This window comes from Enterococcus sp. MSG3299, assembly GCF_050555765.1.
Lineage (GTDB): Bacteria > Bacillota > Bacilli > Lactobacillales > Enterococcaceae > Enterococcus > Enterococcus faecalis.
Genome location: NZ_CP187869.1, coordinates 1,509,533 through 1,534,469, shown reverse-complemented (window position 1 = coordinate 1,534,469; position 24,937 = coordinate 1,509,533). Strand labels below are relative to the sequence as shown.

26 protein-coding genes are annotated in these 24,937 nt (G+C 38.9%); 21 read left to right on the top strand and 5 right to left on the bottom strand.

What is annotated here, in order from left to right:
* The first annotated feature begins 36 nt into the window (after positions 1–36).
* The 11 genes from purC to IGL23_RS07535 all read left to right on the top strand — a co-directional run bounded on the left by purC (position 37) and on the right by IGL23_RS07535 (position 10,940).
* Positions 37–750 (top strand): phosphoribosylaminoimidazolesuccinocarboxamide synthase, encoded by a 714-nt coding sequence (gene purC / locus IGL23_RS07585; RefSeq protein WP_002357270.1) that lies wholly within the window; start codon positions 37–39, stop codon positions 748–750.
* Between the two features lie 13 nt (positions 751–763).
* Entirely contained in the window at positions 764–1,015 is a 252-nt protein-coding gene (gene purS, locus IGL23_RS07580) for a phosphoribosylformylglycinamidine synthase subunit PurS (protein WP_010820034.1), read from the top strand.
* The gene (purQ, locus tag IGL23_RS07575; RefSeq protein WP_002361952.1) at positions 1,016–1,690 is read left to right on the top strand and encodes a phosphoribosylformylglycinamidine synthase subunit PurQ; all 675 of its coding nucleotides are present in this window, start codon (positions 1,016–1,018) and stop codon (positions 1,688–1,690) included.
* Positions 1,687–3,906 carry a phosphoribosylformylglycinamidine synthase subunit PurL gene (purL, locus tag IGL23_RS07570; protein ID WP_033594811.1) on the top strand — a complete coding sequence of 740 codons (2,220 nt, stop codon included), beginning with the start codon at positions 1,687–1,689 and terminating at the stop codon, positions 3,904–3,906. The genes purQ and purL overlap by 4 nt, the downstream gene beginning before the upstream one ends.
* Positions 3,882–5,321, top strand: a complete 1,440-nt coding sequence (purF, locus tag IGL23_RS07565) for an amidophosphoribosyltransferase (RefSeq protein WP_002382407.1) — start codon at positions 3,882–3,884, stop codon at positions 5,319–5,321. The genes purL and purF overlap by 25 nt, the downstream gene beginning before the upstream one ends.
* 1 nt (position 5,322) lies before the next feature.
* On the top strand, positions 5,323–6,354 hold the full coding sequence (gene purM, locus IGL23_RS07560; protein WP_033594809.1) for a phosphoribosylformylglycinamidine cyclo-ligase: 1,032 nt from the start codon (positions 5,323–5,325) through the stop codon (positions 6,352–6,354).
* On the top strand, positions 6,351–6,923 hold the full coding sequence (purN, locus tag IGL23_RS07555; RefSeq protein WP_002360141.1) for a phosphoribosylglycinamide formyltransferase: 573 nt from the start codon (positions 6,351–6,353) through the stop codon (positions 6,921–6,923). The genes purM and purN overlap by 4 nt, the downstream gene beginning before the upstream one ends.
* Entirely contained in the window at positions 6,875–8,461 is a 1,587-nt protein-coding gene (gene purH / locus IGL23_RS07550; RefSeq protein ID WP_373419614.1) for a bifunctional phosphoribosylaminoimidazolecarboxamide formyltransferase/IMP cyclohydrolase, read from the top strand. Before purN ends, purH begins: the two co-directional genes overlap by 49 nt.
* An 18-nt stretch (positions 8,462–8,479) precedes the next feature.
* Entirely contained in the window at positions 8,480–9,727 is a 1,248-nt protein-coding gene (gene purD, locus IGL23_RS07545) for a phosphoribosylamine--glycine ligase (protein WP_033594805.1), read from the top strand.
* Positions 9,728–9,855: 128 nt separating this feature from the next.
* Positions 9,856–10,185 carry a DUF1648 domain-containing protein gene (locus tag IGL23_RS07540; protein WP_033594803.1) on the top strand — a complete coding sequence of 110 codons (330 nt, stop codon included), beginning with the start codon at positions 9,856–9,858 and terminating at the stop codon, positions 10,183–10,185.
* 20 nt (positions 10,186–10,205) lie between these two features.
* Complete coding sequence (locus IGL23_RS07535) at positions 10,206–10,940, top strand: TIM44-like domain-containing protein (RefSeq protein WP_078071503.1); 735 nt, start codon at positions 10,206–10,208, stop codon at positions 10,938–10,940.
* A 39-nt stretch (positions 10,941–10,979) separates the two neighbouring features.
* Here the strand turns inward: IGL23_RS07535 and IGL23_RS07530 are convergent, their stop codons facing one another.
* The 4 genes from IGL23_RS07530 to IGL23_RS07515 form a co-directional block, all read right to left on the bottom strand.
* The gene (locus IGL23_RS07530; protein WP_002385866.1) at positions 10,980–11,501 is read right to left on the bottom strand and encodes a QueT transporter family protein; all 522 of its coding nucleotides are present in this window, start codon (positions 11,499–11,501) and stop codon (positions 10,980–10,982) included.
* 145 nt (positions 11,502–11,646) lie between these two features.
* On the bottom strand, positions 11,647–12,432 hold the full coding sequence (locus IGL23_RS07525) for a 3-oxoacyl-ACP reductase (RefSeq protein WP_033594801.1): 786 nt from the start codon (positions 12,430–12,432) through the stop codon (positions 11,647–11,649).
* Between the two features lie 62 nt (positions 12,433–12,494).
* The gene (locus tag IGL23_RS07520) at positions 12,495–12,728 is read right to left on the bottom strand and encodes a DUF2829 domain-containing protein (RefSeq protein ID WP_002357284.1); all 234 of its coding nucleotides are present in this window, start codon (positions 12,726–12,728) and stop codon (positions 12,495–12,497) included.
* Entirely contained in the window at positions 12,718–13,380 is a 663-nt protein-coding gene (locus tag IGL23_RS07515) for a YigZ family protein (protein WP_010708717.1), read from the bottom strand. The genes IGL23_RS07520 and IGL23_RS07515 overlap by 11 nt, the downstream gene beginning before the upstream one ends.
* Before the next feature lie 142 nt (positions 13,381–13,522).
* Between IGL23_RS07515 and IGL23_RS07510 the strand changes: the two genes are divergently transcribed.
* Both IGL23_RS07510 and IGL23_RS07505 read left to right on the top strand, forming a co-directional pair.
* Positions 13,523–13,810, top strand: a complete 288-nt coding sequence (locus IGL23_RS07510) for a DUF7662 domain-containing protein (protein ID WP_002357286.1) — start codon at positions 13,523–13,525, stop codon at positions 13,808–13,810.
* 120 nt (positions 13,811–13,930) lie between these two features.
* Entirely contained in the window at positions 13,931–14,266 is a 336-nt protein-coding gene (locus tag IGL23_RS07505; protein ID WP_002364074.1) for a PTS sugar transporter subunit IIB, read from the top strand.
* A 326-nt stretch (positions 14,267–14,592) separates the two neighbouring features.
* Here the strand turns inward: IGL23_RS07505 and IGL23_RS07500 are convergent, their stop codons facing one another.
* A complete protein-coding gene (locus IGL23_RS07500) occupies positions 14,593–15,309 on the bottom strand; it encodes an AAA family ATPase (RefSeq protein ID WP_010710290.1) in 717 nt (238 codons plus the stop codon).
* A gap of 272 nt (positions 15,310–15,581) precedes the next feature.
* On the opposite strand from IGL23_RS07500, the gene IGL23_RS07495 reads away from it, so the two are divergent.
* The 8 genes from IGL23_RS07495 (at position 15,582) to IGL23_RS07460 (ending at position 24,934) form a co-directional block, all read left to right on the top strand.
* Positions 15,582–16,898, top strand: a complete 1,317-nt coding sequence (locus IGL23_RS07495; protein ID WP_033594799.1) for a DEAD/DEAH box helicase — start codon at positions 15,582–15,584, stop codon at positions 16,896–16,898.
* A complete protein-coding gene (locus IGL23_RS07490; RefSeq protein ID WP_010777679.1) occupies positions 16,888–17,574 on the top strand; it encodes a ComF family protein in 687 nt (228 codons plus the stop codon). Before IGL23_RS07495 ends, IGL23_RS07490 begins: the two co-directional genes overlap by 11 nt.
* A gap of 138 nt (positions 17,575–17,712) precedes the next feature.
* Positions 17,713–18,264 carry a ribosome hibernation-promoting factor, HPF/YfiA family gene (gene hpf / locus IGL23_RS07485; RefSeq protein ID WP_002357293.1) on the top strand — a complete coding sequence of 184 codons (552 nt, stop codon included), beginning with the start codon at positions 17,713–17,715 and terminating at the stop codon, positions 18,262–18,264.
* A gap of 255 nt (positions 18,265–18,519) precedes the next feature.
* Positions 18,520–21,057 (top strand): preprotein translocase subunit SecA, encoded by a 2,538-nt coding sequence (gene secA / locus IGL23_RS07480; protein ID WP_002381826.1) that lies wholly within the window; start codon positions 18,520–18,522, stop codon positions 21,055–21,057.
* Between the two features lie 76 nt (positions 21,058–21,133).
* Positions 21,134–22,235, top strand: a protein-coding gene (prfB, locus tag IGL23_RS07475) for a peptide chain release factor 2 (RefSeq protein ID WP_111997025.1) whose coding sequence is annotated in 2 segments (ribosomal slippage) — positions 21,134–21,205 and positions 21,207–22,235 — 1,101 coding nt in all. Because the reading frame shifts where the segments join, the coding sequence is not laid out codon by codon here.
* A gap of 105 nt (positions 22,236–22,340) precedes the next feature.
* Positions 22,341–23,027 (top strand): cell division ATP-binding protein FtsE, encoded by a 687-nt coding sequence (gene ftsE, locus IGL23_RS07470; RefSeq protein ID WP_002361935.1) that lies wholly within the window; start codon positions 22,341–22,343, stop codon positions 23,025–23,027.
* Positions 23,020–23,904, top strand: a complete 885-nt coding sequence (gene ftsX, locus IGL23_RS07465; RefSeq protein ID WP_002360154.1) for a permease-like cell division protein FtsX — start codon at positions 23,020–23,022, stop codon at positions 23,902–23,904. Before ftsE ends, ftsX begins: the two co-directional genes overlap by 8 nt.
* A 175-nt stretch (positions 23,905–24,079) precedes the next feature.
* Positions 24,080–24,934, top strand: coding sequence for a phosphate ABC transporter substrate-binding protein PstS (locus IGL23_RS07460; RefSeq protein WP_002357298.1), 855 nt, complete (start codon positions 24,080–24,082; stop codon positions 24,932–24,934).
* Positions 24,935–24,937 lie beyond the last annotated feature (3 nt).

Sequence of the window (24,937 nt, the reverse complement as noted above, 5' to 3'; positions counted from 1 at the left end):
AATAGGGTTCATGAAGCTAACGAGAAGAGGGAAAGAATGGAAAAGAAAGCACTTGTGTATACAGGAAAAGCGAAGAAGTTGTATCAAACAGAAAATGCAGCGGTTCTTTTTGTGGAATATCTTGATCAAGCAACAGCTTTAAACGGTCAAAAAAAAGACAAAGTTCTTGGGAAAGGCGCTTTAAATAATCAAATCACTAGTCTGATTTTTGAACATTTACAGCAACAGAAGATTCCCAATCATTTTATCAAAAAAGTATCTGAACACGAACAATTAATTCAGGCCGTAGAAATGATTCCTTTGGAAGTTGTCGTACGTAATTATGCGGCAGGAAGTTTTTCAAAGCGTTTAGCGATTGAAGAGGGCACTAAATTAGTGACGCCCATTATTGAATTTTATTACAAAGAAGATCGTCTGGATGATCCTTTTATTAACGAAGACCATATTCAATTTCTAAAAGTAGCCACTCCTGCTGAAATTGTGGAGATTAAAGCATTGGCTTTACAAATTAATCAGGCGCTTAGTCAACTCTTTCAACGCCTCAATATTTGTTTGATCGATTTTAAAATCGAGATTGGTCGGACGAAGGCCAATCAATTGTTACTGGCAGATGAAATTTCTCCAGACACCTGTCGTCTATGGGATTTAAACACAAACGAACATCTGGATAAAGATGTTTATCGCCGTGAATTAGGAGAAATAGTTCCTGTATATGAAGAAGTTTTACAACGTTTACTAACAGCTAATTGAGGAGGAAGCGCGTATGTATTTTGTCAAAGTCTATGTTACGTATAAAGAATCAATTTTGGATCCCCAAGGTGAAGCGGTTAAGGAAGCAGTCCATCGGCTTGGTTTTACAGAAGTAGCCGAAATCCGTGTCGGTAAGTATTTTGAAATGCACGTCCAGCAGGCAGAAGCAATTGAAGAGAAAATTGAACAAATTTGTGATCAACTATTAGCCAATGTAAATATGGAATCCTATCGTTTTGAAATTTTATCTTTGGAGGAAATTTAAATGAAATTGGCAGTGATTGTTTTTCCAGGATCCAATTGTGATGCAGACTTATTGTGGGCTGTCAAAGAGGTGATGGGCGTCGATGCAGAATTTGTCCGACACGATGCCACTTCTTTAGCAAAATTTGATGGCGTATTGTTGCCTGGTGGTTTTTCTTATGGCGATTACTTACGTTGTGGTGCAATTGCTCGGTTTTCGCCAATTATCAATGAGGTGATTCGCTTTGCTACAGAAGGCAAAATGGTTTTTGGTACTTGTAATGGCTTTCAAATTTTAACAGAAATTGGCTTACTTCCTGGCACGTTGCTAAGAAATGATTCGCTTCGTTTTATTTGTAAAAGTGTCCCATTGAAAGTGAATACGCACACAAAGTTTACAAGCGAGTATCCTGAAAATGTTTCGATACATTTACCAGTAGCACATGGCGAAGGGAATTACTATTGTGATGAAAAAACGTTGAAAGAGCTGAAAGAAAAGAACCAAATTGTTTTTACGTATCAAGAAAAGGTGAACGGTAGTCTTGCGAATATTGCTGGTATTTGTAATGAACAGGGCAATGTTCTAGGAATGATGCCTCATCCGGAACGAGCGATGGAAGAATTGTTAGGTTCAACAGATGGACGCAGCTTTTTTGCTTCAATCATTAAAAACTTTGGAAAGGAATTAAGCCAATGATGAATGAACCAACACCAAAAGAAATCAAGGAGACACGGTTGTATGCAGAATGGGGTCTAACAGATGAAGAATATCATCAGATTGAGACCATTTTGCAAAGAGAACCTAATTATACAGAAACTGGCTTATTCTCCGTGATGTGGAGTGAACATTGCTCTTACAAAAATTCCAAGCCCGTTTTAAAAAAGTTTCCGACGGAAGGGCCACAAGTGCTTCAAGGCCCTGGTGAAGGAGCTGGGATTGTCGATATTGGTGACGGATTAGCTGTTGTTTTTAAAGCAGAGAGCCATAATCATCCTTCTGCAGTAGAACCTTACGAAGGAGCAGCTACAGGCGTTGGTGGAATTATTCGCGATATTTTCAGTATGGGGGCGCGGCCGATTGCTTTACTGGATTCGCTAAGATTTGGCGAACTGACGGATGCACGAACACGTTATTTGTTTCAAGAAGTTGTGGCGGGGATTAGCGGTTATGGAAATTGTATTGGTATTCCAACCGTTGGCGGCGAAATTGCTTTTGAGCCATGTTATCAAGGAAACCCACTTGTTAATGCTATGTGTGTGGGATTGATTCGTCATGATGAGATTCAAAAAGGCCAAGCAAAAGGCGTCGGAAATAGCATTCTTTATGTAGGTGCAAAAACAGGACGAGATGGAATTCATGGTGCGACCTTTGCTTCAGAAGAATTTAGTGAAGGTGAAGAACAGCAACGATCTGCGGTACAAGTAGGTGATCCGTTTATGGAAAAATTATTATTGGAAGCTTGTCTTGATTTAATCAAAAATCATCAAGATATTTTAATCGGCATCCAAGATATGGGGGCGGCTGGCTTGGTTTCTTCAAGTGCTGAAATGGCATCAAAAGCAGGTTCAGGCCTGATTCTAGAGCTAGATAAAGTTCCGCAGAGAGAGACGCTGATGAGCCCCTATGAAATGCTCTTGTCTGAGTCCCAAGAGCGGATGTTAATCTGTGTGGAAAAAGGAGCAGAACAGCAAGTTTGTGAATTGTTTCAAACGTATGACTTAGAAGCGGTAGCGATTGGATCCGTAACGGATGATGGACAGTATCGTGTCTTTCACGGTGGCAAAATAGTCGCAGATGTACCAGTAGATGCTTTGGCAGAAGAAGCCCCTGTCTACCAGAAAGCCTATCAAGAACCAGAACGGATGCGTGCTTTTAAAAAATTAGCGCCCTTCATTCCAGAAATTACGAATAGCACGGAATTATTAAAACACCTATTGCAACAGCCAACGATTGCATCGAAAAAATCAGTTTACGAAACCTATGATAGTCAAGTACAAACGAATACAGTGGTGCAACCAGGAAGTGATGCAGCTGTTTTAAGAGTGCGGGGCACCAATAAAGCCTTGGCGATGACGACAGATTGTAATAGCCGTTATTTGTATTTAAATCCTGAAATAGGTGGGCAAATTGCGGTTGCAGAAGCAGCCCGTAATATTGTAGCAAGTGGAGCACAACCTTTGGCTATCACTGATTGCTTGAATTATGGTTCCCCAGATAAACCAGAAAGTTTTTGGGAATTATGGACGTCGGCGGATGGAATCGCCGCAGCCTGCCGTCAGCTAGGAACACCCGTGATTTCAGGGAACGTCTCTCTTTACAATGAAACAGATGGTCAAGCCATTTATCCAACGCCAATGATTGGCATGGTGGGAGTGATTAAAGATGTTTCACAAATTACCACACAAGCGTTTAAACAAGTGGATGACTTAATTTATCTCATCGGTGAAACCCACGCAGATTTTAACGGCTCAGAAATTCAAAAAATGCAACTGGGGCGAATTGAAGGGCAATTACGCTCATTTGATTTAAAAGAGGAAAAAGCAAACCAAGAATTAGTTTTAAAAGCAATTCAAGCAGGCCTAGTTGCTAGCGCGCATGATTGCGCTGAAGGTGGCGTTGCCGTTGCTTTAGCCGAGTCGGCTTTTGCTAACGAACTGGGGTTACAGGTGACACTGCCATTAAAAAAAGAATATCTATTTGCGGAGACGCAATCCCGTTTTATTCTTTCAGTTAGTCCCCAGCATCAAGAAGCGTTTGAAACACTTATCGGAAGAAAAGCTCAACATATTGGGAAAGTGACTGAAACTGGTTTGGTCATTCATGCGTTAGATGATGTGATCAATTGTTCAACAAAAGAAGCCAAAGCCTTATGGGAGGATGCGATTCCATGTCTTATGAAGCAAAAAGCTTAAATGAAGAGTGTGGTATTTTTGGTATTTGGGGTCATCCTGATGCGGCACAAGTGACCTATTTTGGCTTACACAGCTTGCAGCATCGAGGCCAAGAAGGCGCGGGAATTGTGGCGAACAATTCTGGGAAATTAGATGGCCACCGTGATTTAGGTTTATTAGCAGAAGTATTCCAAAAGCAAGAACAACTGAATGCGTTAGAAGGAACGGCGGCTATTGGTCATGTACGCTATGCAACCGCTGGTACGGGTAGCGTGGATAATATTCAGCCATTTTTATTTAAATTTTATGATAGTCAAATTGGGTTAGCACACAATGGCAATTTGACAAATGCCAAGCGTTTACGAAAACAACTAGAAAGAGAAGGAGCTATTTTTCATTCCAATTCAGACACTGAAATTTTAATGCACTTGATTCGAAAAAGCACTGCTGCCTCGTTTCTCGATAAATTAAAAGAGAGCTTGAATTTGGTTAAGGGTGGCTTTGCTTATCTTTTATTAACAGAAACGATGATGATTGCTGCACTGGATCCCAACGGCTTTCGCCCTCTCTCCATCGGACAAATGAACAATGGGGCGTACGTTGTGGCATCCGAAACGTGTGCATTAGAAACAGTTGGGGCTCGCTTTATTCAAGATGTGGCGCCTGGTGAAGTAGTCATCATTTCTGATGAAGGCTTGAAAATAGAGGTTTTCACTACGGAAGTCCAACCGGCGATTTGCGCAATGGAATATATTTATTTTGCACGACCAGATTCAAATATTGCTGGAGTTAATGTGCATACAGCTCGTAAAAGAATGGGGAAGAACTTGGCAATCGAAAGTCCAGTCGCAGCTGATATGGTAATTGGGGTACCGAACTCGTCATTGTCTGCAGCTAGCGGCTATGCAGAAGAAGCACAGATACCTTACGAACTAGGTTTAGTAAAAAATCAATATGTCGCTCGAACGTTCATCCAGCCGACACAAGAATTAAGAGAACAAGGTGTCCGTATGAAACTATCGGCAGTTCGCGGCGTGGTCAAAGGAAAAAAAGTCATTTTAGTAGATGATTCGATTGTTCGCGGGACCACTATTCGGCGCATTATTCATTTATTAAAAGAAGCAGAAGCGCAAGAAGTTCATGTCAGAATTGCTTCACCACCATTAAAATATCCGTGTTTTTATGGCATTGATATACAGACGCGGGACGAACTAATTGCGGCAAACTATTCAATTGAAGAGATCAAAGAGCAGATTGGCGCAGATTCGCTGGCTTTTTTGAGTGAAGCAGGGCTGATTGATGGGATTCAATTAAATTATGATGCTCCTTATTCTGGGCTGTGTATGGCTTACTTTAATGGAGACTATCCAACGCCTTTGTATGATTATGAAGAACAATATCAAGCATCCTTGAAAAAAGAAACTAGGAGGAATTGACATGGAAAATGCCTATTCAAAAGCTGGCGTAAATGTTGAGGCAGGATACGAAGTAGTGGAACGAATTCAAAAGCATAGCCAAAAGACACAACGGACGGGAACGTTGGGCATGCTTGGTGGTTTTGGTGGTTGTTTTGATTTAAGTAGTTACAAGCTTAAAGAACCAGTTTTGGTATCAGGAACGGATGGCGTAGGCACAAAGTTACTCTTGGCAATTGAAGAACAGAAACACGAGACAATCGGAATTGATTGTGTAGCAATGTGTGTAAATGATGTCGTCGCACAAGGCGCCGAACCGTTATATTTTTTAGATTATTTAGCGTTAGGGACCGTTAATCCAGCTAAAGTTGAAGCAATTGTTGCGGGTGTTGCGGCTGGCTGTTGTGAGGCGAATGCAGCCTTAATTGGGGGCGAAACAGCTGAAATGCCTGATATGTATGAAGCAGATGCTTATGACGTGGCTGGTTTTGCCGTGGGTATTGCTGAGAAAAGTCAACTCTTGACTCCAAGTAACGTAAAAGAAGGCGATTTCTTGATTGGTCTTCCTTCAAGTGGTCTTCATTCTAATGGTTACTCTTTAGTAAGAAATGTTTTTTTTAAGAAACATTCGTTTAAAACAACGGACAAGCTTCCAGAATTGGCACCCAAAACGTTAGGGGAAGAATTATTAACACCAACAAAAATTTATGTGAAGGAATTATTGCCATTGTTAAAAGCAGGACTCGTGCATGGGGCTGCGCATATTACTGGCGGCGGGTTTTTAGAAAATCTACCAAGAATGTTTTCTTCCTCATTAGCTGCAGAGATTCAATTAAATAGTTGGCCAGTGCTACCAATTTTTAAATTGATTCAAAAATACGGTGAAATTCCATCTGAAGAAATGTATGAAATTTTCAATATGGGCTTAGGGATGATTTTAGCGGTGAGTCCAGAGCATGTTGAAAAAGTTCAGGAGCTTTTGCCAGAAGCTTTTGAAATTGGTCGTTTGGTACCTAGGAAAACGAAAGCCGTTATTTTTAAGGAAGCCTTATGAAGATAGCTGTTTTTGCATCTGGCAATGGTAGCAATTTTGAGGCGATTGCTGCAGCTTTTTCCCAGAAAAAAATTGCAGGGCAGTTGAGCTTAGTCTTTTGTGACCAGCCTGAAGCCTATGTATTGACCCGTGCCCAAAAACGCAAGATTCCCGTTGTTTGCTTTTCACCATCTGATTTTCCATCTCGTGGGCAGTATGAAGAACAAGTATTGAAACATTTAAAAGAGCATCAGATCGATTTAATCGTGTTAGCTGGTTATTTGAGAATTATCGGCAAGACTTTACTGGAGGCTTATCCAAAGAGAATCGTCAATATTCATCCTTCTCTGTTACCTAGTTTTCCAGGTCTTCACGGAATTGAAGAGGCATTTCATTATGGAGTGAAAATAACAGGAATCACTATCCATTATGTTGACTCTGGGGTTGATACAGGACCGATTATTTTTCAAACAACAACCAAGATTGATACTGAAGATACATTGGACACATTAGCAGAGAAAATTCATGCTCTTGAGCACGAATGGTACCCAAAAATAATTTCACAAATTGTAAAGGAGACAATGAAATGACCAAAAGAGCATTGATTAGCGTTTCAGACAAAACAGGAGTGACAACATTTGCAGCAGGCTTAGTTGCAAATGGCTTTGAAGTTATCTCCACTGGGGGAACAAGGACTGTCTTAGAAGAAGCGGGGGTACCGACACTTGCTATTGACGACATCACTGGCTTTCCAGAAATGTTAGATGGTCGTGTCAAAACGTTACATCCGAATATCCATGGCGGACTTTTGGCAAAAAGGGGAAACCAAACGCATCAAAAAGCACTGACTGAACAAGGCATTCAATTTATTGACCTTGTAGTAGTGAATCTTTATCCATTTAAAGAAACAATTTTAAAACCAGCGATCTCTGAAGCAGAAGCGATTGAAATGATTGATATTGGCGGTCCTAGCATGTTACGTTCAGCGGCAAAAAATTATCAAGACGTAACAGCAGTGGTTGATCCTAGTGATTATGAACAGGTATTAAGTGAAATTAGCAGCACTGGAACTAGCCAGTTAGCCACTAGAAAAAGATTAGCAGCAAAAGTCTTTCGTCATACCGCTTCTTATGACGCGCTTATCGCTGACTATTTAACGACGCAAGTGGGTGAAACTGAACCAGAGAAACAGACGCTTACTTATGAACGTAAGCAAACATTGCGCTATGGCGAAAATAGCCATCAACAGGCCACCTTTTATCAATCCGTTGTACCTGTATCATTATCCGTTGCTTCCGCTCGACAACTTCATGGCAAAGAACTGTCATATAACAATATTCGAGATGCTGATGCAGCGCTCCGGATTGCTAGCGAGTTTACAGAACCTACGGTTGTCGCTGTTAAACATATGAACCCATGTGGAATCGGAACAGGAAAAACGATTTTGGCAGCCTATCGTCAGGCATTTGAAGCAGATCCAATTTCAATTTTTGGTGGCATTGTTGTTTTGAATCGTCCAGTGGACCAAGCGACTGCGGCTGAAATGCATCAAATCTTTTTAGAGATAATTATTGCGCCTAGTTTTGAAGAAGAAGCTCTGGCACTGTTATCTCAGAAAAAGAATCTTCGTTTGTTAACATTAGATTTTCATGCTCAAGAAAAAAAAGCGGTGGAATTAGTTTCTGTTATGGGCGGGTTATTAATTCAAGAACAAGATACAGTTGTTGAAAATGACCAAGCATGGCAAGTTGTTACAGAGCGCCAACCCACACCAGCCGAAAGAGACGCCTTGAACTTTGCTTGGAAAGCAGTCAAGCATGTAAAATCAAACGCTATTGTTTTAGCCAATGAAAGCCAAACGGTGGGGATTGGCGCTGGTCAAATGAATCGAATTGGTTCAGTAAAAATTGCAGTTGATCAAGCCCAAGCAGCTGGAAAATTACAAGGGGCCGTCTTAGCAAGTGATGCCTTTTTCCCTATGGCAGATAGCGTGGAATATGCTGCACAACATGGCATTCAAGCAATTATTCAGCCAGGCGGGAGCATTAAAGACCAAGCATCAATCGATCTAGCGAATCATTATGGTATTGCGATGATTTTTACTGGGACTCGTCATTTCAAACATTAATTTTTAAAGGAGAAACCGATGAATATATTAGTGATTGGGCGTGGTGGTCGTGAACATGCAATCGCCAAAAAATTACAGCAAGAAGACAAAGTCAAGACTGTTTATTGTGCACCAGGTAATCCTGGTATGAGTGGTGATAATATTCGGACTGTACCTATCGGTGAAGAGCAGCAAACGGAACTAATTCAATTTGCGAAGGATAATCAGATTGATTGGACATTCGTCGGACCGGAAACGCCATTAATTGAAGGGATTGTAGATGCCTTTCAAGCAGCGGGATTACTGATTTTTGGCCCGACAAAAGCAGCTGCAATAATTGAAGGTTCAAAAAGTTTTGCGAAAGATTTTATGCAAAAATACCAGATTCCAACGGCGGAATATCGGGTCTTTCGACGTTTGGCACCTGCCTTAGAATATATTGAACAGCAAGGAGTACCAATTGTTATTAAGGCGGATGGTTTGGCAGCTGGAAAAGGAGTAGTAGTTGCCGAAACAAAAGCAGCCGCAAAACGGGCGCTAGTTGCGATGATGGAGGACCAACAATTTGGAGCAAGCGGTCAAACGGTTGTAATCGAAGAATTTTTGCAAGGAGAAGAATTTTCCTTAATGGCTTTTGTTTCTAATGAGAAGGTATATCCGATGGTGATTGCTCAAGATCATAAGCGGATTTTCGATGGGGATGCTGGTCCGAATACAGGGGGGATGGGCGCTTATACACCAGTGCCTCAGATCCCAGAAGAAGCGGTTCAGCAAGCCATTAGTCAAGTCCTGAAACCGACTGCTAAAGGAATGGTGGCTGAAAAACGTCCGTTTCAAGGGATTTTATATGCTGGTTTAATCCAAACAGCAACTGGCCCCAAGGTTATTGAATTTAATGCTCGATTTGGGGATCCAGAAACACAAGTTGTGTTGGCCCGTTTAGAGAGTCCCCTTTCAGAAATAATTTCTTCATTGCTGGCGAAAGAGCAACCAACGATTGTATGGAATGAGTTAGCGAGTGTTGGTGTTGTTGTAGCAGCAGAAGGCTATCCTAATCAATACAAGACAAATCTACCGTTACCCGAAATGTCTGGTGAAACCATCTATTATGCAGGGGTAACTCGTTCAGAACAGGCTCTGGTTTCGGCTGGCGGACGAATCTTTTTAGCAGAAGCAACTGCTTCGACTCTTGAAGAAGCCCGCAAAAAAGTTTATCAAACATTGGATAATTACTCATTTCCTGGAATGTACTATCGAAAAGATATAGGCGTGAAAGGCTTGATTTAGGATTTTCAAAAACAGAGGCAAGGACATTTAATCGAATGTTTCCTTGTCTTTTTTTTATTGCAAATTCAGATAGGGAGGCATAAACTGAAAGTATATCCATCATTAAACTAGAGGAGAAAGCTAAGATAATGAGAAACAAGCAGATTGAAAAAGTTAGTCAGGGGTTGTTTATTGTTACAAGTGTCTTGGCAGTCTGTTTACTGTTATTAAGTGCGGTGGTTTATCCTGATTTACCAGCTCATGTGCCCATTCATGTGAATTTTTTGGGCGAGGGGAATTCGTTTGGCCCAAGATCTAGTATATTTATGTGGCCAGCGGTCCTGTTTGGCTTGAGTATTTATCAACGAAGTTATCAATCAGTACAACCATATGGCAGATGGCTGAAGGTATTATTAATCATTGTTAATCTTGGCGCTTTGTTTAGTATTCTGCGTCTATTTATTCATTTGTTGATTTGAAGGGGTCGAAAGGTGAGAAAATGAGAAAGTTAATTTTAGTTTTTGTGGGTTGTGCCATGGCCTTTTGTTTATGGCCTAATCAAGCGGCGGCTGTAGCTGGTGGCTATGGCGGCGGACGTGTAGAAAGTCCTAGCGGAGGTAATCCCTCGAATGGTTTTTCGCCAAGCGGTGATGGATCAAGAAGTTATGTTCATCATAACGAGACCGGGACCAGCAACACAACGCCACTGGAAGGCTTAATTTCAACAGTGTTTTTTGTTCTTTTTGGGGGCACGATGATTTGGCAAAGACGCCGTAGAAATCAACCAGTCGATGAAGGAGCTTTTCAAGAAATGTGGGCAGCATTACCTGGAACATCAAAAGAAAAAAAGGCACTCTTAAAAGAAATACAACAAACGTTTTTAGAAATACAACAAGCGTGGGATCAAGAAAACTTGTCTGTGGTCAAAGATAACTATACAGAAAAACTTTATCAAAAACATCTTGCAGTATTACAAGCAAATCAACAAGCGGGCATCAGAAATCATGTAAAAAAAGTGAAAGTAGCGCCAGCTTCGAATTATCATCCTATTAGTGAAACCAGTTTTTCACTGATGCTTCATTTTTCTTGTATTGACTACGAGGAAGATACTCAAAGCGGTCGTGTTTTATCGGGATACAAGCATCAAAAACAATATTTTTCACAACTTTGGTATTTTGATTACAATCCATCTCTTGGAAAATGGCAAGCAGACTTCATTCAACCTAAAGGATAGTGCTAAAAAGCGCTTGGGGTTTAAATCCCAAGCGCTTTTTTATTCTTCGATGCGTTTTACAAGCTGTATTTTTTTATTTAATACGTAAATCAGAATGCCGCCGACGGTCATTGAAAGAAGTTCACCAAGTCCAACGGTCAACCATGTGTACCAAAAAGGTAACTGATAAAAGAACGTTAAAGGTCCGGCGACAGTGAACATGGACAAAGCAAAAAGAATGGCCGTCAGCATTAGTTTAATCAATAAATTTTGCTGATTTTTTGTCGCAAAATAGGCAATCCATAAGACTGCGCACGTTCCAGCACTACCGATGACTATATCGATGATACCAAGAGGCGAAGCGGTGTTGGCAATCGCAACCCCTAACGTAATGGACCAGATATATCGCTTGTTAAAAACGCCTAAATAATTAAATAATTCGGCAAGACGAAGCTGTATCGGACCAAAACTAAGCGGAGCGAGAAGTACAGTGACAACGACATACAAAGCGGTAACCAGCGCCATTTTAGCCAACGCCGTAGCTGACCACGTACTGGTTTGTGGATTTGATGAATGATTCATTTAAGATTCTCCTTTATAAAACAACGACATGTTTTAGTGATAACCATAACCAAAGGAAGGGCAGCAAAGCCAACTGAAGTGTTATGGTGTGAGTTGCCTCACTGTGTTACATGTTACTGAAGAACAGACACTCTGTAAAGTCTTTTTATTTCATGGTCCAACCACCATCAATGGTCATAACTGTGCCATGGATATAATCAGCGTCATCACTAGCTAGAAATAATGAAAGTTTTGCTACCTCTTGTGGCTGTGCCCAACGGCCCGCAGGTGTTTCACGTGCTACCCAAGTAGCCATTTCACCTTCTCCTGCAAAATCAGCTGCGTTCATGGGTGTTTGGATGGCACCTGGCGCAATCGCATTTGCTCGAATGCCTAATTTGGCATAATCGTAGGAAAGTTGTTTTGTATACCCGATGATTGCGTGTTTGGAGGCAGTGTACGCTGCGCCGCCGCCCCCAGCTACTAAGCCAGCGATAGATGCCATATTAACGATTACTCCTTTTTTTTGTTGGAGGAAATAAGGTAATAGAGCATTGGTCACTAAAAAGACACTTTTTAAATTGGTTGCTAAAATTTGATCCCATAAAGCTTCCGAAGTTTCTAGAGAAGGACGATAATCATCTAAAATACCTGCCGTATTTAATAAAATATCAATTTGGCCGTTGTCTTTCACAATTTGTTTCATCGTGGCTTGCACAAATGAGGGAGAAGACACATCACCGACAAAATAAGTAAACGACTTAGCAGAATCTAGGTTAACCAGTGCGGCAGTCTGCTTTAACCCCGTTTCGTCTAGGTCGATGCCAATAACTTCAGCACCTTGCTCAGAAAAGGCAATTGCTTGTGCTTGGCCAATCCCTGAAGCTGCGCCGGTTACAAGCACCCGTTTTGTTTCAAATTCTTTTGGCATAAGAAAAACTCCTTTAAACATTTAAAAATTAAGGTCTGGAAGAACGAGCAATCGCCGTAATCTGCCAGACCTTATGTGTGTAGTTATGCTTCAACAATCACCCAATCTTCTGCTAAGACATCACAAGGTGTTGGTGAAAACATGCTGTAGCCTTCATCAGAAGTTTTGATTAAAAAATACGGGGTAACTTGTAAAAATTCACCTTCGGAGGTGCCAATTTCATCACGTAATTCAATAAAAAGTTCAAAACCGCTCCAGCCTTTACGTACGGCTTTTTTTCCTGCTTTAATCTGTGGCAATACTTCTTCAAATGTCATTTGATTGTGCTCCTTTTTCGTTAAATGGTAGTTCGTGATAGCTTGTTGCGCCTTTTTCAATTGTCAACTGGCCGTTAAGTAGATCCGTCATTTCAGCTATAAATGTTTCTGTTGCTTGTTCATCTACTAAACAAATTAACTGAATAGACTCTGTGTAAATAGTTTCTTTAAGCGTGTAGGGACTATGTTCCAAAAAGGCTTGGGCTTTTCCTAATAAAGGATAGGCGATCGTAATCAATAGCTCTTGTTGCAATTTGCCAATGACTAAACCAATTTCATCTAAAGTGTGGGAAAGAGCATGACTATATGCTCGGATTAAACCACCAGTGCCTAATTTTATTCCGCCAAAATAACGAGTGACAACAGCCACTACATTGATTAACTCTTTTTTCTTTAAGACTTCCAGCATTGGAACACCAGCAGTACCACTAGGTTCGCCGTCATCGCTGCTCCGCTGAATGTCATTTTTTTCGCCGATCACAAAAGCACTACAATTATGATTGGCTTTCCAATGTTCTTTTTTTATTGCGGCTATAAAGGCTTTTGCTTCTTCTTCTGATGTTACGCGCTTTACAGAACAGATAAACCGCGATTTCTTGATTTCAATCTCGCTGAAACCATCTTGTTTGACTGTAATATAGCTTTCTAACATATGGGCATCCTTTTCTCTCGTAATAAAGTCAGTATAAAAAAGAATCAACTGAATAGCAACTTTTTCTCTCATCTTTTTTGTGAGATTTTTTGGAAAAAAACGTTATAATAAGGTATGATAGAGAAAAGGGAGGCGCTGGAAAATGGTACATACACGACAGAAAAAATATGATACAATTACTCATTATTTGAAAACGAATGGCGGTTCCCAAGTTACCTTGACCTTTACCCAGTTTGATGAATTGTTATTCCCTCATTCTGGTTTACCAAAAACTGCTAAGACAGATGTCGATTGGTGGGCGAACGATTATAAGCATCCAGAAAAGGGCGCTTATGGTTGGTTGAATGCGAGTTACCAAGTAGTTCAAGTGAATTTGGAAAAAGAATATGTGGTATTTAATAAATTGCTGAAGTCAGCATGGTACGTTTAAACTAGGATTGTATCCGCTTTAAAAAACAAGAATGATTGACAAAAATTAACTTTACACTATAATATTTTTAATAGATAATGTTGAAAATTGAAAAAGGCAATGGTAAAAGGGGCTGTTAAAATGTCAAAAAAAACAATTATGTTAGTTTGCTCCGCAGGAATGAGTACTAGTTTACTTGTTACAAAAATGCAAAAAGCAGCATTTAATCAAGGCTTAGATGCCCATATATTTGCGGCTTCTGCATCGGAAGCAGACACAAATTTAGAAAATAATCCAGTCGATGTGTTATTGTTAGGTCCACAAGTTCGTTATATGAAGAGTGATTTTGAAAAGCGTCTATCACCAAAAGGTATCCCAACAGATGTCATTAGCATGTCTGATTACGGCTTAATGAACGGGGAAAAAGTGTTGGAACAAGCCTTGGATTTGTTAGCACAAGCAGATAAAAAAGAGTAAAAAGACAAGTTGTTTTTTCGAGAATCTTCGAAAAAGCAACTTGTCTTTTTTTATGACTTTAGTTAATTAGAATTGAGCTGAAGCAGTCATTCTGGTTTATCAGTTCCATAAATTATAGAGCCGAAATTAGTCCTGTGAGCTAGAGAAAGACAACTGTCTTTAATTTTTTACTTTAATCTAGATACTAAAAAAACATACTTAACAATCTATTTTCTGAATAATGAACACCTTTTTCTGTAGTCTAAAAGTAGTAATTCAAAGAATGATTAACAATATTTTTATATACGAGTCATTATAGTATGGCATAAGCAATTCGAATAACAGACTTATTCAGCAAATAAATGAGAGAGAATTCTGTTTTTGTTGTTTAAAAATAATGAGGTTATTTCATAAGGCATACTTTCTTCATACGTGATTTCTAAAGGACTATCTTTATCAAAAGAAATAATTTGTGAGTCAGGCATTGCAAGTAATATAGGTGAATGAGAGACAATAATAAACTGAGACCCCTCATCAATTAGTTTTTTTATAGATATCATTAAGGCTAGTTGGCGTTGAGGTGAGAGAGCCGCTTCAGGCTCATCTAACAGGTACAGACCATTTCCTCTAAACCGATGGTTCACCAGATTCAAAAAACTTTCGCCGTGTGATTGATGATGTAGGGATTTATCGCCATATTCAGAAAAATCTAAGTCTATATTTTCTGCATATGTAGCGACATTGTAGAAACTTTCAGCTCTTAAAAAGAAGCCATCCGTAGCACGCTTTACACTTTTTCCAACAGTTAAATAATTATGTAAATCCAAGTGAGTATCGTTTGTAGAGAAATTAAAATTAATACTACCGCCTTCAGGATTAAATCCCCAATTGACTGCGATTGCTTCTAATAAAGTGGATTTTCCAGTTCCATTTTCACCTGAAAAAAAAGTAATAGGTTTTTTAAAATTTAGTGAATTAAATTTATTCAGCCCTTCAATTTTTGAAAAAACAGAATCTTCTTCAAAAGCTTTGAGTTCTAGTCTTTTTAAAAAAATATTTTCCATGATAAAGCTTGCTCCTTTCTAGTCTTTTCAAATTAAAGCTTGAATTACTAGATATACTTTAACATTAATTTTTCTTTAAAGGTAGATAAATTTGTTTATAAAAAATCTGCATATAGGTAAGTCGAAAGTAGAAGATTCGTGTAAACAATAAAGCGTATCAAGAGTTTGTTTAGTAGGTAACGACTAGATAAGAATAGAAAGATAACGGTGGGAGATCTCCTTTTTCGCAAAAAAGCTAGAGAAATGCGTATTTTATAAATGAGGTGGTTAACATGGAAGATTTGCATGGACGTAAAATAATTCTTGAAGAAACAGAACCTTCAATACAGACAAAACTGGTTTATTTACCAACAATGTTAGAGCGTTCACCCCTAACAATTCAATGTCAGCGGTGCGGGGAAGTAGTATCCAAAAAAGAAAACAGACTGGCGACAAATGTATACTACTGTCATGCGTGCATTCAATTAGGCCGTGTGACTTCTTGTCAAAAATTTTGTCATTTACCAGAAAGGCCCAATAGCCCAAGAACTGTCTTTTTTGAGTGGTCTGGACAATTAACAAAGGGACAGCAAGCGATCTCAGTTGAACTTTGTGAGACGGTAAAAACAAGGGAGAATCGCTTAGTGTGGGCAGTTACAGGTGCAGGCAAAACAGAAATGTTATTTGCTGTTTTGCACCAAACCTTACAAGAAGGGGGACGAATTGCGCTGGCTTCGCCGCGTGTCGATGTTTGCTTAGAACTGTTTCCCAGAATCCAAGCGGTTTTTCCTCACGAAGCAATTGCTTTACTTCATGGAAACAGTCAAGAAGCGTATCGTTATACGAAACTAGTGATTTGCACCACCCATCAATTATTGAAATTCCATCAAGCGTTTGATTTACTTATTGTTGATGAAGTAGACTCTTTTCCTTTTGTTAATAACGAGCATCTTTATTATGGAGTGCGTAACGCACGAAAAAAAAGAAGTAGTTTGGTGTACTTAACAGCAACCCCTACGAAAGAATTACGGAAGCTTTTACAGCAAAAGAAGTTAGCGGCCAGTATTTTGCCAGCAAGATATCATCGTAGGCCATTACCTGTGCCACGCCGATTTTGGGTTCAGTCGTGGCAACGTATTTCTACCAAAAATATTAAAATCATTGCACATCATTTGAAACGTTTATTGGTGCGTAATTCAGTTTTATTATTTTGCCCAAGCATTCCATTAATTCACCAATTGCATCCATTAATAGCTGAGCGATTTTCCGACAAAGAAGTTGTCGCCGTTTATGGTAGTGATGAACTTCGTCTGGAAAAAGTTCAAGCAATGCGTCAGCAGAAAACGGATATTTTGATCACTACAACCATTTTAGAACGTGGTGTGACTTTTGATGCAGTCTCAGTTATTGTTTATGGTGCTAATCATCGAGTCTTCACTTCTTCAACACTTGTCCAAATTGCGGGCCGAGTCGATCGAAGACAAGAATTCAATTACGGCGAAGTTTTATTTTTACATGATGGGGAAACAAGAGATATGAAAGAGGCGATTCGGCAAATAAAGCAAATGAATCGCTTGGCTAGCAAACGAGGGATGTTAGATGGATTGTAAAAATTGCGCAAGCCCCATTCGTTTGGAGATAACATTAAAAATGCTCTTACGATTTAAAAAATGGGCGAGGCCTTCACTTTGCCAGCACTGCCAAGCAAAGTTCCAGAAACTGCCAATGATAGGCACTTGTTTTGGCTGTAGTCGCGTCAGCCAAGAGCGCTATTGTTTTGATTGTCAAAGGTGGCAGTTGCTTTATCCAGAGTATTCTTTTCATAATGCAGCGTTGTTTCATTATGATGAAGGAATGCAAGAGTGGATGGAACGCTATAAATTTCAAGGAGACTATCGCTTAAGAATGTGTTTTAGTGAGGAAATCAACTTTTACTTTCAGCAACAATCTGCGGACTATATTATTCCGGTACCCTTATCCGAAAAACGAATGCAAGAACGAGGCTTCAACCAAGTAATTGGCTTACTAGAAGCGGCTGATGTTCCGTACAGCCCTTTTTTAATTAGAAAAGAGGAAAATGTTCCGCAATCTAAGAAAACTAGAAAGGAAAGGATGCAGTTGCAACAACCATTTGCCATCCAAAAAGAAAATCAAAAAAAATTAAAAAATTGTTCTATTATTTTGGTGGATGACATCTATACCACTGGACGAACTCTTTTCCACGCAGCTGCTGTTATCAATGACTGTTATCCTAAAAGTTTGAATACGTTTACTCTCGCGCGGTAAAAAGAAAAGAATTCATAAATTTGATGACTATTTTGTTGGCAAAACCCAGATTATTCGATATAATGAAATTAAGAAGAAGGGAATTAAAGAGTGGTCCTTTAATCTTTTCTTTACTGGTAGATGAAAGGGGTAATTGTTATGTTTAGATATAATGTACGTGGAGAAAATATCGAGGTAACCGAAGCGATTCGAGACTATGTTGAGAAAAAAGTCGGTAAATTAGAAAGATATTTCAGCGATTCACCTGAAGCAACGGTTCACGTGAATTTGAAAGTGTACACTGAAAAAACAGCCAAAGTCGAGGTTACTATTCCTCTTCCTTATCTAGTTTTACGAGCTGAAGAAACGTCACCTGATTTATACGCAAGTATTGATTTGGTTGTCGATAAATTAGAACGACAAATTCGTAAATTTAAAACAAAAATCAACAGAAAATCTCGTGAAACAGGACGTAACAATACAAAAGCCGCTGTCTTCTTAGTTGGTGAAGAAACAGAAGAAACACCTTCAGAATTAGACATCGTTCGTACAAAACGTCTATCATTAAAACCGATGGACAGTGAAGAAGCTGTTTTACAAATGAACATGTTAGGACATAACTTCTTCATTTTTGAAGATGCTGAAACAAATGGAACAAGCATTGTTTACCGTCGTAAAGATGGCAAATATGGCTTGATTGAAACAGACTAAAGCTTAAAATAAGAGCTGAAATGCCTTCGTGCATTTCAGCTCTTTAAACATCTTTAAAGCACAGAGTAAAGAAAAAATAAAGAAATACATAAAATAACTTTAAAAGTTCCTCTTTTAAAGGAAAATGTCTGTAAAATAGAGAGAAATGGTTTTCTTTCTCGTCAAGTAATGATAAAATAAAACGGATAGATTGTGCTTCTTGTACAAAAAGGATACAAAAATAAAAAGAGGTAATTGAAAGGAACACAGATACCAATGGCAAATTTTTTGAAAAAAATGATTGAAAACGATAAAAAAGAATTAAGACGATTAGAAAAAATCGCCGATAAAATTGATGCACATGCAAGTGCAATGGAACAACTAAGCGATGAACAATTACGTGAAAAAACAGATGAATTTAAAGCCCGTTATCAAAAAGGGGAAACCTTAGACGAACTATTACCAGAAGCGTTTGCGGTTGTCCGTGAAGCTGCTAAACGAGTACTAGGTTTATTCCCATACCGTGTCCAATTAATGGGTGGGATTGTGCTTCATGACGGGAACATTCCTGAAATGAGAACAGGTGAAGGGAAAACCTTGACTGCCACAATGCCTGTATACTTGAATGCACTATCTGGCGAAGGAGTACACGTTGTTACAGTTAATGAATACTTAGCAACCCGTGACTCTAACGAAATGGGAGAATTATATAATTTCTTAGGCTTAAGCGTTGGTTTAAACATTAACTCTAAATCTTCTGATGAAAAACGTGAAGCGTATAACTGTGATATCACTTATAGTACAAATAACGAATTAGGATTTGACTATTTGCGTGATAACATGGTTGTTTATCGCAGCCAAATGGTTCAACGTCCATTAAACTATGCAATTGTCGATGAAGTGGATTCAATCTTAATTGATGAAGCAAGAACCCCATTAATTATTTCTGGACAAGCTGAAAAATCGACAGCACTCTATACGCGTGCCGATAATTTTGTCAAACGCTTAAAAGAAGACGAAGATTACAAAATTGATATTCAGTCTAAAACAATTGGCTTAACAGAAGCAGGGATTGAAAAAGCGGAACAAACTTTCGGATTGGATAACCTTTACGATATTGAAAATACAGCATTAACGCACCATTTAGATCAAGCGTTACGGGCAAACTATATCATGTTACTAGACATTGATTACGTGGTTCAAGACAATAAAGTCTTAATTGTTGACCAATTTACTGGTCGTATCATGGATGGTCGTCGTTATTCTGATGGCTTGCATCAAGCGATTGAAGCAAAAGAAGGCGTCGAAATTGAAGATGAAACAAAAACAATGGCGACGATTACGTTCCAAAACTACTTCCGGATGTACAAAAAACTAGCCGGGATGACTGGTACTGCTAAAACAGAAGAAGAAGAATTCCGTGAAATTTACAATATTCAAGTCATTCAAATTCCAACCAATCGTCCAATTATCCGTGACGATCGTCCAGATTTACTTTATCCAACCTTAGAAAGTAAATTTAATGCAGTGGTGGAAGATATTAAAGAACGTTACCACAAAGGACAACCAGTGTTGGTGGGGACTGTTGCGGTAGAAACGTCAGAATTACTTTCTGATAAATTAAACGCAGCTAAAATTCCTCATGAAGTATTAAATGCGAAAAATCACTTTAAAGAAGCTGAAATCATTATGAATGCCGGTCAAAAAGGCGCAGTTACAATTGCAACAAATATGGCTGGTCGTGGAACGGATATTAAACTTGGTTTAGGTGTACTTGAACTAGGTGGTCTAGCAGTTATCGGGACAGAACGTCATGAGTCACGTCGTATTGATAATCAGTTGCGTGGACGTGCAGGACGTCAAGGGGATCCAGGGGTTTCACAATTTTATTTATCTTTAGAAGATGACTTAATGAAACGCTTTGGTTCAGAACGAATTAAAACATTCTTAGAACGAATGAATGTGCAAGAAGAAGATGCAGTTATTCAAAGTAAAATGTTTACTCGCCAAGTAGAATCTGCTCAAAAACGTGTGGAAGGAAATAACTATGATACACGTAAAAATGTCTTACAATACGATGACGTGATGCGCGAGCAACGTGAAGTTATTTATGCGCAACGACAAGAAGTAATTATGGAAGAAAATGACTTGTCTGATGTATTGATGGGCATGGTAAAACGGACGATTGGCCGAGTGGTGGATAGCCATACACAATTAGAAAAAGAAGAATGGAATTTAGATGGGATTGTCGATTTTGCAGCCTCAACACTTGTCCATGAAGATACGATTTCTAAAAAAGATTTAGAAAATAAATCAGCTGAAGAAATCAAAGACTACTTAGTGGCACGTGCGCAAGAAGTATTTGAAGAAAAATCTCAACAATTGAATGGCCAAGAACAATTGCTAGAATTTGAAAAAGTAGTCATCTTGCGTGTTGTCGATACTAAATGGACAGATCACATTGATGCAATGGATCAATTACGCCAATCTGTCGGCTTACGTGCGTACGGTCAAAACAACCCATTAGTAGAATATCAAACAGAAGGTTATTCTATGTATAACAATATGGTGGGTTCAATCGAATATGAAGTAACACGTTTATTCATGAAATCGGAAATTCGCCAAAATGTCCAACGTGAGCAAGTAGCTCAAGGACAAGCGGAACATCCAGAAACAGAACAAGATGCAGCTGCACAAAGCAACACAAGTGCGAAGCGTCAACCTGTGCGTGTAGATAAAAAAGTGGGCCGTAATGATTTATGCCCATGCGGAAGTGGCAAAAAATTCAAAAATTGTCATGGAAGAAACGCTTAATTAAAGAAAAAACGCAGGGTGGGGCAATTTGTCCCGCCTTTGCTCTTTTTACCATAAAGAGAAAGAAGGAATCATTTTGGAAAACCCAGAAATTCGTACATTATTAGACGAAATGACACAAAAAATTACTAGCTTCAGGAGGTCTCTTTGACTTAGACCAGTTAGAAGAAGACATTGCCGAGGCGGAAAATCGGATGGGAGAACCTGGTTTTTGGGACAACACAGAAACGGCTCAAAAGCTAATTAACGAAACCAATAGTTTGAAAGAAAAATATCAACAATTTCATCAGCTCTCTGAGGAACTTGACGAATTAACGGTGATGTTTGAATTACAACAAGAAGAATATGATGCAGAGATTCAAGAAGAATTGGAAGAAAGAATTCATCTCTTGCAAGAACGTTTAACAACGTATGAGCTATCCTTACTACTAAATGAGCCATATGATCATAATAACGCCCTAATTGAATTACACCCTGGTGCCGGTGGTACTGAATCACAAGATTGGGGAAGTATGCTTTTACGAATGTACACACGTTGGGCAGAAAGTCACGGTTTCCAAGTTGAAACATTGGATTACCAAGCTGGAGATGAAGCAGGGATTAAAAGTGTCACCTTATTAATCAAAGGTTACAATGCTTATGGTTACCTAAAATCTGAAAAAGGTGTCCATCGTCTTGTGCGGATTTCGCCCTTTGATTCCGCTAAACGCCGTCATACTTCGTTTTGTTCAGTTGATGTAATGCCTGAATTAGACGATACAATAGAGATTGCAATCAATCCAGATGACTTAAAAATTGATACCTATCGAGCAAGTGGTGCTGGTGGTCAGCATATTAATAAAACAGAATCGGCTGTTCGAATCACACATATTCCAACCGGTACCGTTGTCGCAAGCCAAGCACAACGTTCTCAATTAAAAAACCGTGAGCAAGCAATGAGTATGTTAAAAGCCAAATTATATCAATTGGAAATGGAAAAGAAAGCCCAAGAAGCAGCAAGTTTACGTGGTGAACAAATGGAAATTGGCTGGGGCTCACAAATCCGTTCTTACGTGTTCCATCCGTATTCAATGGTCAAAGACCATCGGACAAATTACGAAACCGGTAATGTACAAGCTGTGATGGATGGAGACCTTGATGGTTTCATTGATGCCTACTTAAAACAGCGCTTAAGTTAAGCTCTTCATTAAATTGAAATAAAAATGTAACTTAATGCAAGAAGTTTGCAATATTCACATGTTATAATAAGTAGGATTGAAGAAAAAAGAGATGGAGAGAACGCCATGATTGAAATGAAAGATGTAATGAAGAAATATTCGAATGGTACAACAGCGATTCGGAATATTTCAGTAGAGATTGACCAAGGCGAGTTCGTCTATGTGGTTGGTCCCTCAGGTGCAGGGAAATCAACCTTTATTAGATTAATGTATCGTGAAGAAAAAGCAACAAAAGGTAATTTGACAGTTGCAGGTCATGATTTAATGAAAATAAAAAATAAAGAAGTTCCTTATTTACGTCGTGAAATCGGCATCGTTTTCCAAGACTATAAACTATTACCAAAGAAAACTGTGTATGAGAATGTGGCCTATGCGATGCAAGTTATCGGACGACGTCCTCGTGAAATCAAAAAACGCGTGATGGAAGTTTTAGATTTAGTCGGTCTAAAACATAAGGTACGTGTTTTTCCAAGCGAACTTTCTGGTGGGGAACAGCAACGGGTATCCATTGCACGAGCAATTGTAAATACACCGAAAGTTTTAATTGCCGATGAACCAACTGGGAACTTAGATCCAGAGAATTCATGGGAAATCATGAAATTGTTGGACCGGATTAACGCACAAGGAACAACAGTCGTGATGGCAACGCATAATAGTACAATTGTAAATACGATTCGTCACCGTGTTATTGCCATTGAAAATGGTCGCATTATCCGTGACCAAGTGGAAGGAGAATACGGCTACGATGATTAGAACATTCTTTTCTCATTTATTTGAAAGTATCAAAAGTTTAAAACGGAACGGTTGGATGACTGTTGCCTCAGCAAGTGCGGTTACAATTACATTAGTTTTAGTTGGTATTTTTATGGGCGTTATTTTTAATGCAACGAAACTTGCTGATGATGTCGAAAAAAACGTGACAGTGTCAGTTTTTGTCGATATTGGTACAAAACAAAATGAAATGAAAACATTAGAAAAACAACTTAAAGGATTAGACAATGTTGAAGATATTTCTTATTCAAACAAAGATCAACAATTGAAAAAAATCCAAGAACAAATGGGGGATGCCTGGAATCTTTTCGAAGGCGACAGTAACCCATTATACGATGTATATTATGTCCGTGCGAAAACACCAGAAGACACGAAAGATATTGCGAAACAAGCAGCTAAATTCCCAAGTGTTTTTAAAGCCGATTACGGTGGTGTAAACTCAGACAAAATCTTTAAAATCGCTCAAACCGTTCGAACTTGGGGCCTAGCAGCTGCTGCATTACTTTTATTCGTTGCAGTGTTCTTAATTTCCAACACTATTCGGATTACGATTTTATCTCGTCAAAAAGAAATCCAAATTATGCGTCTTGTAGGAGCGAAAAACAGTTTCATTCGTTGGCCGTTCTTCTTAGAAGGTGCTTGGATTGGGTTGATTGGCGCAATCGTGCCAGTCATTATTATGACGTTAGGCTACCATCAAGTTTATAACATGTTCAACCCACAGTTATTGCGTTCGAATTATTCATTAATTCGTCCAGAAGATTTTATCTGGAAAGTCAATCTATTAATGATTGCAACAGGAATGATTATTGGATCACTAGGTTCAGTTATTTCAATGCGTCGTTTCTTGAAAATTTAAACGAAAAAAAGCTCTCCATTTTGGAGAGCTTTTTTTCGTTTAGTTTTAAAATACTTGTTATTTAATTTAAGAGTTTTCTCAGTTGTACCAACAAATTGATAACTTATAATTTTCAAGTCCTACATATAATGGTAAAATAGAATAGATTGAAATTAATTGGAGGAATAATGAATCGATGAAAAAAAGATTGCTATTATTTATTGGTTTGGCAAGTATACTTACTTTGACAGGATGTGCAAAATGGATTGATCGTGGTGAATCCATCACAGCGGTAGGCTCATCAGCTTTACAACCATTAGTAGAGACAGCGAGTGAGGAATATCAAAGCCAAAATCCGGGAAGATTTATTAATGTCCAAGGTGGCGGAAGCGGAACAGGTCTGAGTCAAGTCCAATCTGGCGCGGTAGACATTGGTAATTCTGATTTATTTGCAGAAGAGAAAAAGGGCATCAAAGCGGAAGACTTAATTGATCATAAAGTTGCTGTCGTTGGGATTACACCAATCGTTAACAAAAATGTCGGTGTCAAAGATATCTCAATGGAAAATTTAAAGAAAATCTTTTTAGGTGAAGTAACAAACTGGAAAGAACTTGGCGGGAAAGACCAAAAAATTGTTATTTTGAACAGAGCGGCCGGTAGTGGTACGCGTGCGACTTTTGAAAAATGGGTCTTGGGAGATAAAACAGCCATTCGTGCGCAAGAACAAGATTCCAGCGGCATGGTTCGTTCCATTGTTTCTGATACACCAGGAGCGATTAGTTATACCGCATTTTCATATGTTACTGATGAAGTAGCTACGTTAAGTATTGATGGTGTTCAGCCAACAGATGAAAATGTAATGAACAATAAATGGATTATTTGGTCTTATGAACACATGTACACTCGTAAAAATCCAAGTGATTTAACCAAAGAGTTTTTAGACTTTATGTTGTCAGATGATATCCAAGAACGTGTGATTGGTCAATTAGGGTATATTCCTGTTTCGAAAATGGAAATTGAACGGGATTGGCAAGGAAATGTCATTAAATAATTC